16 protein-coding genes are annotated in these 15,724 nt (G+C 62.0%); 10 read left to right on the forward strand and 6 right to left on the reverse strand.

All coding sequences use genetic code 11. The features are described 5' to 3' along the window. Nucleotides 1–41: 41 nt before the first annotated feature. Nucleotides 42–278 carry an acyl carrier protein gene (locus HME9302_RS07440; RefSeq protein ID WP_115366497.1) on the reverse strand — a complete coding sequence of 79 codons (237 nt, stop codon included), beginning with the start codon at nucleotides 276–278 and terminating at the stop codon, nucleotides 42–44. A 117-nt stretch (nucleotides 279–395) separates the two neighbouring features. Further along, nucleotides 396–2,225, reverse strand: a complete 1,830-nt coding sequence (aspS, locus tag HME9302_RS07445) for an aspartate--tRNA ligase (RefSeq protein ID WP_115366498.1) — start codon at nucleotides 2,223–2,225, stop codon at nucleotides 396–398. Nucleotides 2,226–2,472: 247 nt separating this feature from the next. On the opposite strand from aspS, the gene rnd reads away from it, so the two are divergent. The 3 genes from rnd to HME9302_RS07460 all read left to right on the forward strand — a co-directional run bounded on the left by rnd (nucleotide 2,473) and on the right by HME9302_RS07460 (nucleotide 5,031). After that, a complete protein-coding gene (gene rnd, locus HME9302_RS07450) occupies nucleotides 2,473–3,669 on the forward strand; it encodes a ribonuclease D (RefSeq protein ID WP_115366499.1) in 1,197 nt (398 codons plus the stop codon). 12 nt (nucleotides 3,670–3,681) lie between these two features. Beyond that, the gene (locus tag HME9302_RS07455; protein ID WP_115366500.1) at nucleotides 3,682–4,578 is read left to right on the forward strand and encodes a hydrogen peroxide-inducible genes activator; all 897 of its coding nucleotides are present in this window, start codon (nucleotides 3,682–3,684) and stop codon (nucleotides 4,576–4,578) included. Between the two features lie 87 nt (nucleotides 4,579–4,665). After that, nucleotides 4,666–5,031: a PilZ domain-containing protein gene (locus HME9302_RS07460; RefSeq protein WP_115366501.1), complete on the forward strand. Its 366-nt coding sequence runs from the start codon at nucleotides 4,666–4,668 to the stop codon at nucleotides 5,029–5,031. A 23-nt stretch (nucleotides 5,032–5,054) separates the two neighbouring features. Here HME9302_RS07460 and pgsA read toward each other — a convergent pair whose 3' ends face one another. Then, on the reverse strand, nucleotides 5,055–5,648 hold the full coding sequence (gene pgsA, locus HME9302_RS07465; RefSeq protein ID WP_115366502.1) for a CDP-diacylglycerol--glycerol-3-phosphate 3-phosphatidyltransferase: 594 nt from the start codon (nucleotides 5,646–5,648) through the stop codon (nucleotides 5,055–5,057). A 249-nt stretch (nucleotides 5,649–5,897) separates the two neighbouring features. Between pgsA and HME9302_RS07470 the strand changes: the two genes are divergently transcribed. Beyond that, nucleotides 5,898–7,286: an MFS transporter gene (locus HME9302_RS07470; RefSeq protein WP_115366503.1), complete on the forward strand. Its 1,389-nt coding sequence runs from the start codon at nucleotides 5,898–5,900 to the stop codon at nucleotides 7,284–7,286. A 4-nt stretch (nucleotides 7,287–7,290) separates the two neighbouring features. Here HME9302_RS07470 and HME9302_RS13135 read toward each other — a convergent pair whose 3' ends face one another. Next, a complete protein-coding gene (locus tag HME9302_RS13135; protein WP_147270787.1) occupies nucleotides 7,291–7,482 on the reverse strand; it encodes a hypothetical protein in 192 nt (63 codons plus the stop codon). Between the two features lie 157 nt (nucleotides 7,483–7,639). On the opposite strand from HME9302_RS13135, the gene HME9302_RS07475 reads away from it, so the two are divergent. After that, nucleotides 7,640–9,400, forward strand: a complete 1,761-nt coding sequence (locus HME9302_RS07475; RefSeq protein ID WP_115366504.1) for a thiamine pyrophosphate-dependent enzyme — start codon at nucleotides 7,640–7,642, stop codon at nucleotides 9,398–9,400. A gap of 101 nt (nucleotides 9,401–9,501) precedes the next feature. Here the strand turns inward: HME9302_RS07475 and HME9302_RS07480 are convergent, their stop codons facing one another. Both HME9302_RS07480 and HME9302_RS07485 read right to left on the reverse strand, forming a co-directional pair. Next, nucleotides 9,502–9,672 (reverse strand): CsbD family protein, encoded by a 171-nt coding sequence (locus tag HME9302_RS07480; RefSeq protein ID WP_115367567.1) that lies wholly within the window; start codon nucleotides 9,670–9,672, stop codon nucleotides 9,502–9,504. 128 nt (nucleotides 9,673–9,800) lie between these two features. Continuing rightward, nucleotides 9,801–10,208: an EVE domain-containing protein gene (locus tag HME9302_RS07485; RefSeq protein ID WP_115366505.1), complete on the reverse strand. Its 408-nt coding sequence runs from the start codon at nucleotides 10,206–10,208 to the stop codon at nucleotides 9,801–9,803. A gap of 220 nt (nucleotides 10,209–10,428) precedes the next feature. Here HME9302_RS07485 and HME9302_RS07490 point away from each other — a divergent pair, with 220 nt between their 5' ends. The 5 genes from HME9302_RS07490 to HME9302_RS07510 all read left to right on the forward strand — a co-directional run bounded on the left by HME9302_RS07490 (nucleotide 10,429) and on the right by HME9302_RS07510 (nucleotide 15,712). Beyond that, nucleotides 10,429–12,042: a putative bifunctional diguanylate cyclase/phosphodiesterase gene (locus tag HME9302_RS07490; protein WP_115366506.1), complete on the forward strand. Its 1,614-nt coding sequence runs from the start codon at nucleotides 10,429–10,431 to the stop codon at nucleotides 12,040–12,042. 94 nt (nucleotides 12,043–12,136) lie between these two features. Further along, the gene (gene dapF, locus HME9302_RS07495; protein ID WP_115366507.1) at nucleotides 12,137–12,967 is read left to right on the forward strand and encodes a diaminopimelate epimerase; all 831 of its coding nucleotides are present in this window, start codon (nucleotides 12,137–12,139) and stop codon (nucleotides 12,965–12,967) included. Beyond that, nucleotides 12,964–14,139: a MiaB/RimO family radical SAM methylthiotransferase gene (locus HME9302_RS07500; RefSeq protein ID WP_115366508.1), complete on the forward strand. Its 1,176-nt coding sequence runs from the start codon at nucleotides 12,964–12,966 to the stop codon at nucleotides 14,137–14,139. The genes dapF and HME9302_RS07500 overlap by 4 nt, the downstream gene beginning before the upstream one ends. Beyond that, a complete protein-coding gene (gene ftsY, locus HME9302_RS07505; protein ID WP_115366509.1) occupies nucleotides 14,136–15,059 on the forward strand; it encodes a signal recognition particle-docking protein FtsY in 924 nt (307 codons plus the stop codon). Before HME9302_RS07500 ends, ftsY begins: the two co-directional genes overlap by 4 nt. Next, nucleotides 15,059–15,712: an inner membrane-spanning protein YciB gene (locus tag HME9302_RS07510; protein WP_115366510.1), complete on the forward strand. Its 654-nt coding sequence runs from the start codon at nucleotides 15,059–15,061 to the stop codon at nucleotides 15,710–15,712. The genes ftsY and HME9302_RS07510 overlap by 1 nt, the downstream gene beginning before the upstream one ends. Nucleotides 15,713–15,724: the final 12 nt, after the last annotated feature.

The raw sequence follows: 15,724 nt of genomic DNA on the forward strand, positions 1-15,724 counted from the left end.
GTCCCGCCCTTTACAAAGGGCGGGAAAAAGCTGTCAGGCGATCAGCCCTTGTGCTCTTCGATATACTTGGTGGCGTCGCCCACGGTGGTGATCTTTTCCGCCGCATCGTCGGGGATTTCCACACCGAATTCTTCTTCGAACGCCATCACCAGTTCCACGATGTCGAGGCTGTCCGCGCCCAGATCGTCGATGAAGCTGGCTTCCTGGGTGACCTTGTCGGCCTCGACACCAAGATGCTCGACAACAATTTTCTGTACGCGTTCAGCAATATCGCTCATTTCATAGCCCTCATTCGTTCGGAAATTCAATTCGGCTTGGCCCTACTGAAGGGCGCGCACGGTGGCAAGAGGATGATGAGCCGGTAGCTCGCCCAACTCCGCCCGCTTGCGCGTCCCCTAGTGACTACCGCCTGCGCCGGGTGCGAACTCTTCCTTGTTCACGTCCTCTGTTTTCACCGCGTCCTGGATCACGCGGATGTGCACATCGCGTAGCTGATCTTTCGTCACGGCCGACGGCGCGCCCATCATCAGATCCTGCGCCTTCTGGTTCAAGGGGAAAGCGATGACTTCACGGATGTTGGGCTCGTCCGCCAGCAGCATCACGATCCGGTCGATCCCCGGCGCGCTGCCGCCGTGCGGTGGTGCGCCCAGCTTGAATGCCTCGATCATGCCCGAGAAGTTCTCGTCCACTTCCGCGGCGGAATAGCCGGCGATCTCGAACGCCTTGTACATGATGTCCGGGCGGTGGTTCCGGATTGCTCCGCTCGACAGTTCATAGCCGTTGCAGACGATGTCGTATTGCCACGCCAATACGTCCAGCGGGTCCTTGGTTTCCAGCGCTTCCATGTCGCCCTGCGGCATGGAGAACGGATTGTGGCTGAAGTCGACGCGCTGCAGAGCCTCGTCGAATTCGAACATCGGAAAATCGACGATCCAGCAGAACTTGAATGTGTTCGCATCGATCAGGCCGAGCAATTCGCCGACGCGTGTGCGCGCCGTGCCTGCCAGCTTGACCGCGTCCTTTTCCTTGCCGGCGGCGAAGAACAGCCCGTCATTATCGCCCAGCCCCAGCTCATCATACAGTTTCGCCATGCCATCTTCGCCGTGGTTCTTGGCGATAGGGCCGCCAAAGGTGCCCTGTTTGCGGGTGACATAGCCGAGGCCGGCAAACCCTTCCTTGCGCGCCCAGTCGTTCATCTCGTCGAAGAACTTGCGGCTTTTCTCGTTCGTACCGGGCGCTGGGATCGCGCGGACCACCCCGCCCCCGCCGACGATCTTTTCGAACAGGCCGAAGCCCGAACTTTCAAAATGCGCGCCCACATCCGCAATCTCGATCGGATTGCGAAGATCGGGTTTGTCGGTGCCGTATTTCAGCATGGACTCGCGGTAAGGGATCCGCGGGAACTCGCCCGCTGGCGTCACGCTCTTGCCGTTCGCAAACTCCTCGAACACGCCTGCAAGCACCGGTTCGATGGTCTGGAACACATCTTCCTGAGTGACGAAGCTCATTTCGAAATCGAGCTGGTAGAATTCGGGGCTGCGGTCGGCGCGCAAATCCTCGTCACGGAAACAGGGCGCGATCTGGAAGTAACGGTCGAAGCCCGCCACCATCAGCAGCTGCTTGAACATCTGCGGCGCCTGCGGGAGCGCGTAGAACGTGCCGGGATGCAGGCGGCTGGGCACGATATAATCGCGTGCGCCTTCGGGACTGGACGCGGCCAGGATCGGTGTGTTGAATTCGGTGAAGCCTTGCGCTTCCATCCGGTGGCGCAGTGACGAGATCACCTTGGCCCGCAGCATGATGTTGGCGTGCATGGTCTCGCGGCGCAGGTCCACGAACCGGTATTTCAGGCGAATGTCCTCTGGGTAATCCTGCTCGCCCGCTACGGGCAGCGGCAGCTCATCGGCCTTGCTCTGCACGGTGACCTGCCGCGCAAAAACCTCGATCGCCCCGGTGGACAGATTGTCGTTCGTGGTCCCTTCGGCGCGCGCCTTTACCTCGCCATCGATGGTCACGACGCTTTCGACCCGCAGCCCTTCGAAAATGGGCAGCGCGGGCGAATCTTCGTCCGCCACGATCTGCGTCATGCCGTAATGGTCGCGCAGATCGACGAACAACACGCCGCCATGGTCGCGCTTGCGGTGGATCCAGCCGGACAGGCGAACGGTATCGCCAACATTGTCTGCGGTCAGGGCGGCGCAGGTGTGGGAGCGATAGGCGTGCATCGAAAGACTTTCCAATTTTCAGGTTTTGGCGCTACAGGCGCCCCCGTTTGTTATGAGGCTGCATGATCGGGCTGACAGCGGGCGGGCGGCTCGGCACAGGCCTTACACGTTTATGCGCGCGCTAACAGGGAATGCGCAGCGCTTTGTCAAGTTGCCCACCGCAATGCAACGCCGCAATACGCAACAAGGAAATGGGGCCGCAACGCCCCGACGGGCGGCATTCCGCCCCAACACAAGAAAAGACCTTATGAAAATCCATGACCTGATTACGGACACCGAAACGCTGGCTGCGATGTGCAAGCGTCTGGCAGAAGGCGAGTTTGTCGCCGTCGATACCGAATTCATGCGCGAGAACACCTACTACCCCGAACTCTGCCTGGTGCAGATCGGAAACGAGGAAGAGGCTGCTGCCGTAGACCCGCTCGCGAAAGGCATCGACCTTCAGCCGCTGCTGGACCTGATGTGCGACAATGAGGACGTGCTGAAGATCTTCCACGCCGGCGGACAGGATGTGGAAATCGTGTTCAACCTGACCGGCAAGACGCCCTTCCCGATTTTCGATACGCAAATCGCGATGATGGCAATCAGCCAGTCGGAACAGATCGGCTATGCCAATCTGGTCGAAAGCTGGCTGGGCATTACCGTCGACAAGGGCGCGCGCTTCACGGATTGGAGCCGCCGCCCGCTGACCGACAGGCAGATCGAATACGCCATCGGCGATGTGACGCATCTGGCCACGATCTTTCCCAAGATGCTGAAAAAGCTGGTCAAGACAGGCCGCGGCGCCTGGCTGAATGCCGAGATGGAAAAATTGGCCGATCCGGATAATTACCGCAACGATCCCACCCTCGCCTGGAGGCGCATCCGCGCGCAGGGCCGCAAGCCCGACGTGCTCGGCCGGTTGAAAGCGCTGGCCGCGTGGCGCGAGGGAGAGGCGCAGCACAAGGACATTCCGCGAGGCCGCATCGTGCGCGATGAAACTTTGGCCGATATCGCTAGCCATCCGCCGAAGAAACAGGCCGATCTCGCCAAGGTGCGCGGGCTGAGCAACGCATGGCGCGAGAACGACATTGGCAAGCGCATGATGAAAGTGCTTGAGGAAGCCGAACCGCTGCCGAAAGACGAACTGCCCGACCGCCCCAAGCGCGGCGCGCCGCTGGGCAAGGAAGGCGCCCTGGTGGCGGACTTGCTCAAGCTGTTGCTCAAGATTCGCAGCCGCGAAATCGACGTGGCCAGCCGCTTGCTAACACGATCGGACGAGCTGGAAGCGCTCGCCGCAGGTGTACGCGAGCTGCCGATCCTGCAGGGCTGGCGCTACGATGCCTTTGGCAAGGATGCGCTGGAACTGGTCGAAGGGCGCACCGGCTTTGCAGTCAAGGACGGGCGGCTAGCCATGACCAGCATCGGGGACGCTCCGGAAGATGCTGCTGGAGACGGGCGCTAACAGCGCGGTCCTATGAGCACGTACCTTCCCACCATCAAGCAGCTGCAATATCTCGTTGCGCTGCACGAACACGGCCATTTCGGCCGGGCGGCGACGGCGAGCTTTGTATCTCAGTCGACGCTGAGCGCCGGTATCCGCGAGCTGGAAACCTTGCTGGGAGTGACTCTGGTGGAGCGCAGCCGCCGCGTGGTGCGCTTTACCCAGCTTGGCGAACAGGTGGTGGAAAAGGCGCACCGGCTCCTGCGCGAGGCGGAGGATCTGACCGACCTTGCCGCCGCCAGCGGAAAACCGTTGTCGGGCGAGCTGCGCCTGTCGGTCATCCCCACCATCGCGCCGTTCCTGTTGCCGCGCATACTGCCGCGCCTGCGCCGCGAACGCCCCGGCCTCAAGCTGTTCCTGCGTGAGGAGCCGAGCCAGGATGCCCTCGATTCGCTGCATCAGGGGCGCGCGGATTGTGTACTGCTGGCCTTGCCCTTCGACACCGGCGAAGTCGGGCACGCGCATATCGCGGACGACGCGCTGCTGGTTGCCTTCCCGAAGGACGATCCGCGCGACCCGCCTGCCATGATCTCGCCGGCCTCGATCGATGAAGGGCGCCTGCTGCTCCTGGAAGACGGGCATTGCCTGAAGGACCATGCGCTGGCCGTGTGCCAACGTCCGGAACTGGGCGGATCGTCCACCATGATCGGGACCAGCCTGCATACGCTGGTGCAGATGGTCGATAACGGTCTGGGGCTGACGATCCTGCCGCAAATGGCGCTCGATGCGAATATTCTAGCCGGGACCGAAGTGGTTGCAAGGCCGCTGAAGTCGCCGGCTGCTACGCGTGAAATTGCGCTAGTCTGGCGCAAGAATTCTCCGCGCGCTTCCGACTTCGAATTGCTGGCCGGGGAATTGCGCGCGGGATGATGGCCAACATGATGACTAAGCCTGCGTTCATGATTTATTGAAAGAAGCCGCGCTAGGGCGTCCCCGCAACCAAAAAGGGCGCGGCTCATGCGTATTTTCAACCGGTTCCAGCTGGATGAGGAAATCGATATCACCATCCACGGCGTGCGGGACACCGCAACGCTGTACAATCTGTCGAGCGGCGGATGCATGCTTGAAACGGACAATGCCGACGTTACCGAAGGCGCGCTGATTACGGTACGCCTGAACAGTCAGACGCAAATGGACGCCCGCGTTGTATGGCGGATGGGCAAGAACGTGGGGATCAAGTTCTCCGTTCCCCTGCACCCGGCCGTGGTGAGCGCACTCGGCTATGATGGCACGAACGAGGAATTCGACAGCTACGATCCGCGCGACCGCTTCGGCATTCCGTTGATCGCCCCGCTTCATATGGGTAGCGGTTTCATCGAGTAGGACCGGCAGACGCGCGGCCCGTTTCAATCCATGTGCTTGAGGCCAACCCGCAGATAATCCCAGCCGGTTATAAGCGTGAGCACGGCGGCAGTCCATAACGTCGCGATCCCGACCAGATGCGGGAAATTGAACGTCAGATCGGCAAATGTGATGTTCCACCCGGGGGCCGCACCCGAAAAGATCAGCGCACCCAACGCCACCATCTGAAACGTGGTTTTCCACTTGGCCAGCTTCGTCACCGGTACCGACACCTGCAATCCGGCCAAAAATTCGCGCAGCCCCGATACCGCGATTTCACGCATCAGGATTATCAGCCCGGCAATCACATGGAGATCGCCGACATACGGCCCGCGCAGCAGGCCCTGCGCCGTCAGCACCAGGATGACAGCCGCCACCATGATCTTGTCCGCAATCGGATCGAGGAAGATGCCCAGCTTCGACACAGCCCCGCTCGACCGGGCGAGCAGGCCATCGAAATAGTCCGTAATCCCCATCATGCAGTACAATACGAAAGCCAACGCGTATCCCACTTCCCAGTCGGGCCACCACAACAGGAAGGCCAGCAGGGGAATCGTCACGATACGCGACAGCGTGAGGATGTTCGGCAGGGTCAGCATGATCTTGCCAGAGCGAATGCCACCGTGGCGGGCGCTCGGCTAGTGCGAAAGCGTTGTTTACCCCCGCCAATCACGCGCCAATCACGGGCCGACCGGTCATGGATAGCGGTGATACCCGCGCAAACCCTTGTTCAAAACCGGCTATCCGCTAAACGGCGCTGGAGAAACCTTGTCATACGGGGCGGAGAGCGTGTCGAGGGGCGGAATGCCGTAACGTCGCCGCCCATTGGGGGATGGAAGTTGAAACCGATGGACCAACCTTCCGCCCCTGTAGGCGGTGTCGGCGGTGCCGGCCTGCATCCGGCCTCCCCGGACCAAACCGGCCCGCTACTGCGCAGCCGCCGGTTCCTGCCGTTGTTCTTCACTCAGTTCCTCGGCGCCTTCAACGACAATCTCTACAAGACCGCGATGGTCTTGTTCGTGGTCTACGCCATCTACAATTCGGAAAGCGCGGAAGGCACGTTCAGCGCGCTGGCGTCGGGCCTATTCATCCTGCCGTTTTTCCTGCTGTCCGCAATTGCCGGGCAGCTGGCGGATAATGGCGACAAGGCCAGGATCATCCGCCGGGTGAAGCTGCTGGAAATCGTGCTGATGATTATCGGTGCAGCCGGACTGTATCTGGCCTGGCGCGGGATTGCGGTAAACACGATTGCCATCCCGCTGATGCTGCTGGCGCTGTTCCTGACCGGCGTGCAATCCGCCTTTTTCGGACCGATCAAATACGCCATCCTGCCGCAGCATCTGCGCAAGGACGAGGTGCTGGCCGGCACCGGCTGGGTGGAGGCCGGCACTTATATCGCCATTTTGGCCGGCACGATCATTGCCGGCTTCATTCCGGTGGAATGGGCGGCAGGCGCGATCATCGTGGTCGCCGTCGCAGGATATTTCACCGGACGGCAGGTACCGCCCGCCCCGGCGCAGCAAACGCCCGAACCCATCGACCTGCATTTCATCCGCGCCTCAATCGATCTGGTGCGCAAGACCATGCACGACCGGCGGGTGTTCCTCGCCATTATCGCGATCAGCTTCTTCTGGACCATCGGCGCAGTGCTGTTCATTCATTTTCCGCCACTGGTGAAGAACGTTATCACCGGCACGAAGGAAGTGGCCAGCCTGTTTCTGGTAATCTTCTCGGTCGGGGTGGCGATCGGTTCGGTCAGCGTCAACGCGCTGCTGAAGGGCACCGTATCGGCCCGCTATTCACCGGTATCCGTTATCGCCATGGGGCTGTTTGTGGTGCTGTTCTATTTGCTCGCGATGAACTGGACGCCGCTGCCGGATGACCGTTTGCTGTCGATCCCGCAATTTTTCAGCCGGCCGCTGGCCATACCGATGATGCTGAGCCTGCTGGGCATTGCGGTGGCGGGCGGAATGTTCGTGGTGCCGCTATATGCGTTTCTCACCACCTTCGTGCCGCAGACGCAAACCGCGCGCACGATCGCGGCCAACAATATTGTGAATTCAGGTGCGATGGTTGGTGGGTCGCTACTCGTCAGCCTGATGACCGGGCTGGGCGTTCCGATCACCCAGCAATTACTCATCAGTGCTGCGATGTGCCTGGTATCGAGTTACCTCGGCAAGCTCCTGCTCGAAGCGGAACGGCAGGCGGAACAGCCAGTCGGCGCGAACGCCGACTGATCCTTCAGGCGAGGAAGATCGCGGCGCCTGCCAGACAAGCGAAATAGGCCGCGGCGAAGCTTTTCACATCATTACGCGTGATGCCCCATTGTGGGCGAAAACGTTTTGGCTCCGCGCCGGAGCGGACGTGCGGGGGAAGCGAGGCAAGAAACAGGTTCCCGGCAGCTTCATCGGTAAGGACAAGTGATCTACGCATTTGTCGGAATTAACATCTTGGTAAGCTTTTGCATCCGCCTCCTGCGTAGCGTCGCACAGCGGGACATTAAGGATAGCGCTTCGTTAATATCCCCCACAAGATTGCCGGTTCGGGGTGGGGCGTTGTCCGGTCCCCCACGCATCGCTAGGGGTTTGTCATGAGCGACAACTCCCTATCCAGCCGCCCCTCACCCCCGCCCCCGCCCACGCCCACGCCCGCAGCCGCGCAGTTGCTGGTGGACTGTCTGCGCGAACAGGGCTGCGAGCGCGTTTTCACAGTGCCGGGCGAAAGCTTCCTGCAAGTGCTCGACGCGCTGGAGCAGCAGCAGGACCACGAGAACGCCATCGATGTCATCACCTGCCGGCAGGAAGGCGGCGCGGCGTTCATGGCGTGTGCCGACGGCGCGATGGGTGCAGCGGGTGCAACCGGCTCCGCGCAGAGTATGGGCCGTCCCGGCGTCGCCTTCGTCACCCGCGGTCCCGGCGCGACCAATGCCAGCATCGGCGTGCACGTGGCGCATCAGGATTCCCAACCCATGATCCTGTTTGTGGGCGACGTGGCGCGCGATATGCGGGACCGGGAGGGATTTCAGGAAATCGACTTCCCCGCCTTTTTCGCACCCATCTGCAAATGGGCGGCGCGGATCGAGAACGCCGACCGTATCCCCGAATATATCGCCCGCGCTTATGCCACGGCAATTTCCGGACGGCCCGGTCCGGTGGTGCTTGCTCTGCCCGAAGATATGCTGTCGGACGATACCGACGCAGCCCCGCGCCCCTTCGTCGCGCGCCCGGCCCAGCCGCCCTGCCCCGACGCGATGCAGGCCATGATGGCGATGATCGGCGATGCCGCCAGCCCGATCGCGATCATCGGCGGCGCGGGCTGGAACATGAAGGCGCGCGATTATTTCCAGCTCTTCGCCGAACGGCTCGGCCTGCCCGTAGCCACTGCGTTCCGGCGGCAGGATGCAATCGCGCCCACCTCGCCGGTATATGCCGGCAATCTGGGGTACGGCCCCAATCCGAAACTGGTGGAGCGGGTGAAGCAGGCGGACCTCGTCATCGCTGTCGGCGCGCGGTTGGGGGAGGCCACTACGGATGGCTACACCGTACCCACGCTGGATAACTCCGAGCAGACCATCATCCACATCCATCCCGATCCTGAGGAGCTGAACCGCGTCTACCCCGCCCAATTGGCGATGTGTGCCGACATGGCCGAATTCGCCGAATGCGCCGCGCTGTGGACCGATGACGATCTGATTGCCTTCGATGCAGGGGCCGAGGCCCATGCCGAATGGGAAGAATGGGCAACCGCAAGACCCGCCGCCTCAGCTGGCCGCAATTGGCAACTCGATATGGCGACCGCTGTCACTTTCATGCGTGATACGCTGCCTGCCGACAGCATCGTCTGCAACGGGGCCGGAAACTTCTCCGGCTGGTGGCATCGGTACTGGCGCTATGCCGGCTTCCCCACCCAGCTTGCCCCGACGGCGGGTGCGATGGGATATGGCGTGCCCGCTGCCGTCGCCGCCGCACGGCGCTTCCCCGACCGGACGGTGGTGGCTGTGGCGGGCGATGGCGATTTCCTGATGAACGGGCAGGAACTGGCGACCGCCGTCCAATACGATCTCGACCTGATCGTCATCGTGGTGGACAACGGCGCCTACGGCACGATCCGGATGCATCAGGAACGCGAATTTCCCGGCCGGGTCAGCGCGACGAACCTCGCCAATCCGGACTTCGCGATGCTGGGCGCAAGCTTCGGCGGCTGGTCACGGCGCGTGGAAACGACCGACGAGTTCCGCGATGCGTTAGTGGAAGCGAAGGGCCGCACAGGCCTGCGCCTGCTGCATTGTGTTATCGACGTGGAACAACTGGCGGCAAGCGGCGCAACCATCAGCTCCGTCAGGGGATACTAGGGGAGCGTCGAAAAACACGGCACCAACAAAAAAGGGGCCGCTGAATTCGCGGCCCCTTCATCTGTCTGTTGATGTCCGACTGATCGGTCAGACGCTGATGATCAGACTTTGTTACCCATCGCGCCCTTGGCTTCGCCCTTCAGGTTCTGGGCTTCGCCCTTTGTTTCCTGAGCCTTGCCTTCGGCGCGAGTTTTCGGATCGTCCGACATCTGTTTCGCATTGCCGGCGATTTCGTTTCCGAGGCCCTTGGCCTTGTCCTTCATTTCACCCATGATCTGCGCTCCTTTGCGGGAAGATGGCAGCTGGATTGCTGTCTGTTCCAACCTCATCAACCCGACACCACGCGTCGCAGTTCCGGGGTTTGCGACGAATGGCAGCGGGATGCGACGGAGCGTTCGGTCTAAATGCCCGCCATCGACATCACGATCGACCATTCCTCCGGCTTTACTTCGCTGACGGATAGGCGCGACAGGCGGACCAGTTCCATGTCCTCCAGCTGCTCCACGGTCTTCACATCCTTCAGCGTGACCGGTTTGGGCAGCTTCGTCTTGGGGACGATCTTGACCGCGGCCCATTTACCGGTTTCGTCCGTGGGATCGGTTATGCCAGCCACGCTTACTTCCGCGATGCCGACAATTTCCAGCCCTTTGCGCGAATGGTAGAACAGGACCTGGTCCCCAACTTCCATGGCGGCGAGGTTGTTTTTGGCACGGTGGTTGCGAACGCCATCCCAGGTTCCCTCCTTCTCCGCGACCAAATCGTCCCAACTATATTTGAACGGTTCGGACTTCATCAGCCAATACTTCATTGCAAATCTGCTCCTGATCACGGTGTCGAGGTTGAGGCATATTGCCTCTGGCGAGGTGTCATCTGCCCTTAACCACTTTTTCAAGTTCGTGCGCCATTAGGATCATGAATATTTCTCGATCGGGACAGGGGCGACAATCATTTCAGGGGCGGACAAACCGAAGCGCGCTGTAAACCTGTCATGGCTCTATGCCGGACGGTCCCGGCGCGACCTGCTGACCATGGCGATCGTGTTCTGCGCGATCATGATGTTCGTTGGCAATGGCAGCAACGTTCTGCCGCAGGTTATCCGCAGCTGGCTGTATGCCGGAAGCGGTCCCGATACCCTGCTGGTGAATGCGCTGCTGCTCAATATCGCGCTCGTGATCTTCGGCTGGCGGCGATATCGCGAGCTGGAGGAGGAGATGGCACGGACCCGGCAGGCGGAAGAAAAGGCCCGGCTGATGGCCGAAACCGATCCGCTGACCCAATGCCTCAACCGCCGAAGCCTGACGACGACGACCAACGATTTCGTGGCGATGAATGCCAAGGCCGGGCGCGCCACCGCGTTCGTCATGATCGACCTCGACGATTTCAAACGCATCAACGATTTCAACGGCCACAAGGTTGGTGACGGCGTCCTCAAGGCAATCGCCGAGCGGATTTCCAACCGTCTGCCTGAGGAAAGCTTGCTGGCTCGTCTGGGCGGAGATGAGTTCGCGTTCGTGATTGGCTTCGATCCGGCACAGCGCACGCGGGTCGATGCGCTGGTCGGACGGGTCATCACCTCGGTCTGCCTGCCGATAGAGGTTGACGAAATTGTCGTGGAGACGACGATTTCGGTTGGCATCGCATGGTCCGACCCGGCGCCCACCGATGGCAAAGATCTGATCGAAGCGGAAACGCTGATGCACCGCGCGGATATCGCGATGTACCGTGCCAAGAAGAACGGCAAGAACCGCTATTACTGGTTCGAACGCAGCATGGAAAACGACCTGCATTTCCGCAACGAGCTGGAGAGCGGTATCCGCACCGGCCTGCGCGAGGGGCACTTCGTTCCCTATTTCGAACAGCAGATCGATCTGGTGTCGGGCGAGCTGGTCGGTTTCGAAATGCTGGCCAGATGGATTTCTCCCGAACACGGGGTGCTGGGCCCCGATCTGTTCATCCCTATCGCCGAGGAAATCGGCGTGATCGGTGAATTGTCGGAACAGCTGATCGGCCGCGCGCTCGACGAGGCGAACACTTGGGACCCGAACCTGACGCTGTCCGTCAATATCTCGCCAGTACAGATGCGCGATCCCTGGTTTTCGCAGAAATTGATCAAGCTGCTCCTCAATCATAAATTTCCGGCCCGGCGGCTGGATGTCGAAATTACCGAAAGCTGCCTGCACGAGAATATCGGCATGGTGCATTCGATGGTCACCAGCCTGAAAAACCAGGGCGTTAGCATCAGCCTGGACGATTTCGGTACCGGCTATTCCAGCCTCGCCCAGCTGCGCAACCTGCCGTTCGACCGGCTGAAAGTAGACCGCAGCTTCGTGTCGGAATTGCAGGAGGAAGGCGGCAACGGTCAAATCATGAACGCTATCGTTTCACTTGCGGCAGGGCTCGATCTGCCGATCACGGCGGAGGGTATCGAAAGCGAAGACGTGCTGTCGCAGTTGCAGGCGATGGGTCCGCTCAAGGGTCAGGGCTATCTGTATGGCGAGCCGGAAGATGCTGCCGCCGTACGCAGGCGGCTGGCCGCCAAGAGCCTACTGAGCGACGGTTCTTCGAATAATCGCACCGACCAGGCGCACTCCCTGCCCGAAGCCGCCAAACCCGACACCGCCAAGCAAAGCCTCGCCGGCTAATCCCGAGGCGCCGGTCCGGCGATCACTTCCGGACGGCAACTCCCACCCACTTCACTGGACGACCAGCGTAGGGACGCATAAAGCGCGAGGCGCAATGCGCGTCCCCTTCACCAAGATGCACGGCCTCGGCAATGATTTCGTGATGCTCGACGCGCGCGAACGCACCTTGCCGCCCGTTACCGGGCCTGTCGCCGCAGCGCTGGCCGATCGCCGCACCGGGATCGGTTGCGACCAGTTGATCCTGCTCCAACCGGCCTCCGCCGATGCGCCAGGCGCGGATTTCCGAATGCGGATTTTCAATTCCGATGGCAGCGAAGTGCAGTCTTGCGGAAACGCGGCACGTGCGGTGGCGCTGCTGCATGGCAGCGATGCCGCAGTCGAAACGGCCGGCGGAACGATCCGCGTTTCGCCCCGCGACGCCGGTGCCGAAGTCGACATGGGCGCGCCGCGCTTCGACTGGGACGACATTCCGCTGGCCTATGCGATGGATACGGCCGCCATGCCGGTCGGCTGGCCTTACGCCGGTGGCACGATGCACAATCCTGCAGCCGTGAATGTCGGCAACCCGCATGTGGTGTTCTTCGTCGAGGATGCATACGCTGTGCCATTGGCGGAGGTGGGCCCGGACATAGAGACCGACGCGCTGTTTCCCGAACGCATCAACGTGAACGTCGCCAGCGTTTCAAGTGGCGAACTTACCCTGCGCGTCTGGGAACGCGGCACCGGGCTGACACGCGCCTGCGGTACCGGGGCCTGCGCCACGGCGGTTGCGGCCATCCGGCGCGGCCTGGTCCAGTCCCCGGTCACCGTGCATCTGCCCGGCGGCGCACTGACGATTGCGTGGCAGCAAGGCGGCACAATCATGATGACCGGCCCCGCGCAGACTGCCTTTACTGGCTCGTTCGAGTGGGAAGACTTTGCGTGAGCGCACCCGAAATCATCACGCTTGGCTGCCGCCTGAACCTGTCCGAAAGCGAAAGCATTCGCGCCATGCTCGCGCCGGATGAGGACGTAGTGATCGTCAACAGCTGTGCCGTTACGGTGGAGGCTGTGCGCCAGACCCGTCAGGCCATTCGCAAGGCCCGCCGCGCGCGGCCTGATGCCCGCCTGCTGGTGACCGGCTGCGCTGCCGAAGTGGAGCGTGAACAAATTGCCGCCATGCCGGAAGTGGACGGCCTGGTCGCCAACGTGACCAAGCTCGATCCACGTAGCTGGAATGTCGCGCCAACGGCCAAACCTGCGGCATCGCTGCACACCCGCGCCTTTATCGCGGTGCAGAACGGATGCGACCATGCCTGCACCTTCTGCATCATCCCGCAAGGTCGCGGGCCTAGTCGCTCGCTCACCATCGCGCAGGTGCTGAGCGAAGTCGAAACCCATCTGGCGCGCGGCGCGGCGGAGATCGTGCTGACCGGTGTCGATGTGACCAGCTGGGGGTATGATTTGCCCGGCGCCCCGCCGCTGGGTGCGCTGGTGCAGGCCGTGTTGGACCGCTTCCCGACCCTCTGGCGCCTGCGTATGTCGAGCCTCGACGGGATCGAGATCGATCCGCTGCTGTTCGACCTGTTTGCGGGCGAAGCGCGCCTGATGCCGCACCTTCATCTGTCGCTGCAACATGGACACGATCTGATCCTCAAGCGCATGAAACGCCGCCACAGCCGCGCCGATGCCATCAAGCTGGTCTCCAGCCTGAAAGCACGGCGGCCCGACCTCGCTGTCGGTGCAGACCTTATCGCAGGCTTCCCGACCGAAACCGCCGAGCACCACGCCGCCAATTGCGCGATCATAGGCGAACTCGAAATCGTACATGCGCACATCTTCCCATACTCCCCGCGCGAAGGGACTACCGCCGCGCGCATGCCGCAGCTGGACCGCGCGCTGGTAAAGGAACGCGCTGCCCAGCTGCGCGCAGAGGCGGCACGCGTGCGCGGTGCATGGCTTGAAACCCAGCTGGGCCAGCCGCTTGCCGTGCTTGCGGAGGCGGACGGAACCGGCCATGCGCCCAACTTCGCGCGCGTCGCCCTGCCGGACAATACGGCGCGGGGCAGCGTCGTTTCCATCACGCCGCGCATAGTTGACAAGGGCCTGTTACGATGAGCGAGAAAAGCTGGGCCGACCGGCTCCTGGGCGGCTTCCGCAAGACCAGCGAGCGGCTGAGCGCGAACCTGACCGAAGTCGCGACCAAGGCCAGGCTGGACGATGCCACGCTGGACGATGTCGAGGACGCGCTAATCTCCTCCGACCTCGGTCCGTCGGCCGCCGCGCGCATCCGGGAACGCTTGCGAGCAAAGCGTTTCGGGCTGGAAATCAGCGAAACCGAATTGAAGGAAGCGGTGGCCGAGGAAATCGCCGCGATCCTGCGCCCCGTTGCCATACCGCTGGAAATCACCGCCTTCCCGCGCCCGCAGGTCATCCTCGTCATCGGCGTGAATGGCAGCGGCAAGACGACCACCATCGCCAAGTTGGCGCATTGGCTGGTGGAGGATGATTACGGCGTGCTGCTGGCCGCGGGCGATACCTTCCGCGCCGCCGCCATCGGCCAGCTTGCCACATGGGCGGACCGTATCGGCGTACCGCTGGTGCGCGGACCCGAAGGCGGCGATCCGGCCAGCATCGTGTTCGACGCGGTGAAGCAGGCGACCGACACCGGGATCGACGCGCTGGTGGTGGACACCGCCGGACGCCTCCAGAACAAGCGCGAGCTGATGGAGGAATTGTCGAAAATCCGCCGCGTGTTGGGCAAGCTCAATCCCGAAGCCCCGCATGACGTGTTGCTGGTGCTGGACGCGACCAATGGCCAGAATGCGCTGTCGCAAATCGAAACCTTCAAGGAAGTGGCGGGCGTGACCGGCCTTATCATGACCAAGCTCGACGGAACCGCGCGCGGCGGCGTGCTGGTGGCCGCTGCCGAGCAATACGGCCTGCCGATTCACGCTATCGGCGTGGGCGAAACCATCGACGATCTGCGACCTTTCGATCCCGATCTGGTCGCGCGCGTTATTGCAGGAGTTGCTTGATGCGTGACACTGAAAACCAGACCAAACCGGCGTCCGGCTGGGTCAACATCCTCGTCGATTACGGCCCGCTACTGGTGTTCTTCCTGACCTATCGCTCGTTCGCCCCGCCGGAACCCGATGCGATCCTGGAAGTGGCCGCGGTGATCAAGGGCACGCTGGCATTTATGGCGGCGTCCGTCGTGGCGCTGGCCGTGTCGAAGTGGCGCAACGGCAAGGTTTCCCCGATGCTGTGGTTCTCCACCGTGCTGATCATGGGGTTCGGCGCGCTGACGGTGTTTTTTGGTGATCCGGCCTTCGTCCAGATGAAGCCGACGATCATCTACTCCATCTTCGGCATAGCCCTGCTGGTCGGGTGGAAACTTGGTCGGCCATTGCTGAAGATCCTGCTGGAAGCCGCGTTCGAAGGGCTGAGCGACGAAGGCTGGCTGAAGCTGAGCCGCAACTGGGGGCTGTTCTTCCTGATCTTGGCCGTGCTGAACCAGACGCTGGTGTGGCAGCTGGATTTCGGTGGCTGGCTGGCGGCCAAGCTGTGGGTGTTCCTGCCGCTGACCTTCCTGTTTACCTTCACCCAGATCCCAATGCTGTTGAAGCATGGGCTGGACCCCGAAGCCAAGGACGATGCAGTAATCGAACACCCCCCTACCGGGGAGTGACGGCAGCTATAT

Origin of the sequence: Alteripontixanthobacter maritimus (assembly GCF_003340475.1) — a bacterium.
Lineage (GTDB): Bacteria > Pseudomonadota > Alphaproteobacteria > Sphingomonadales > Sphingomonadaceae > Alteripontixanthobacter > Alteripontixanthobacter maritimus.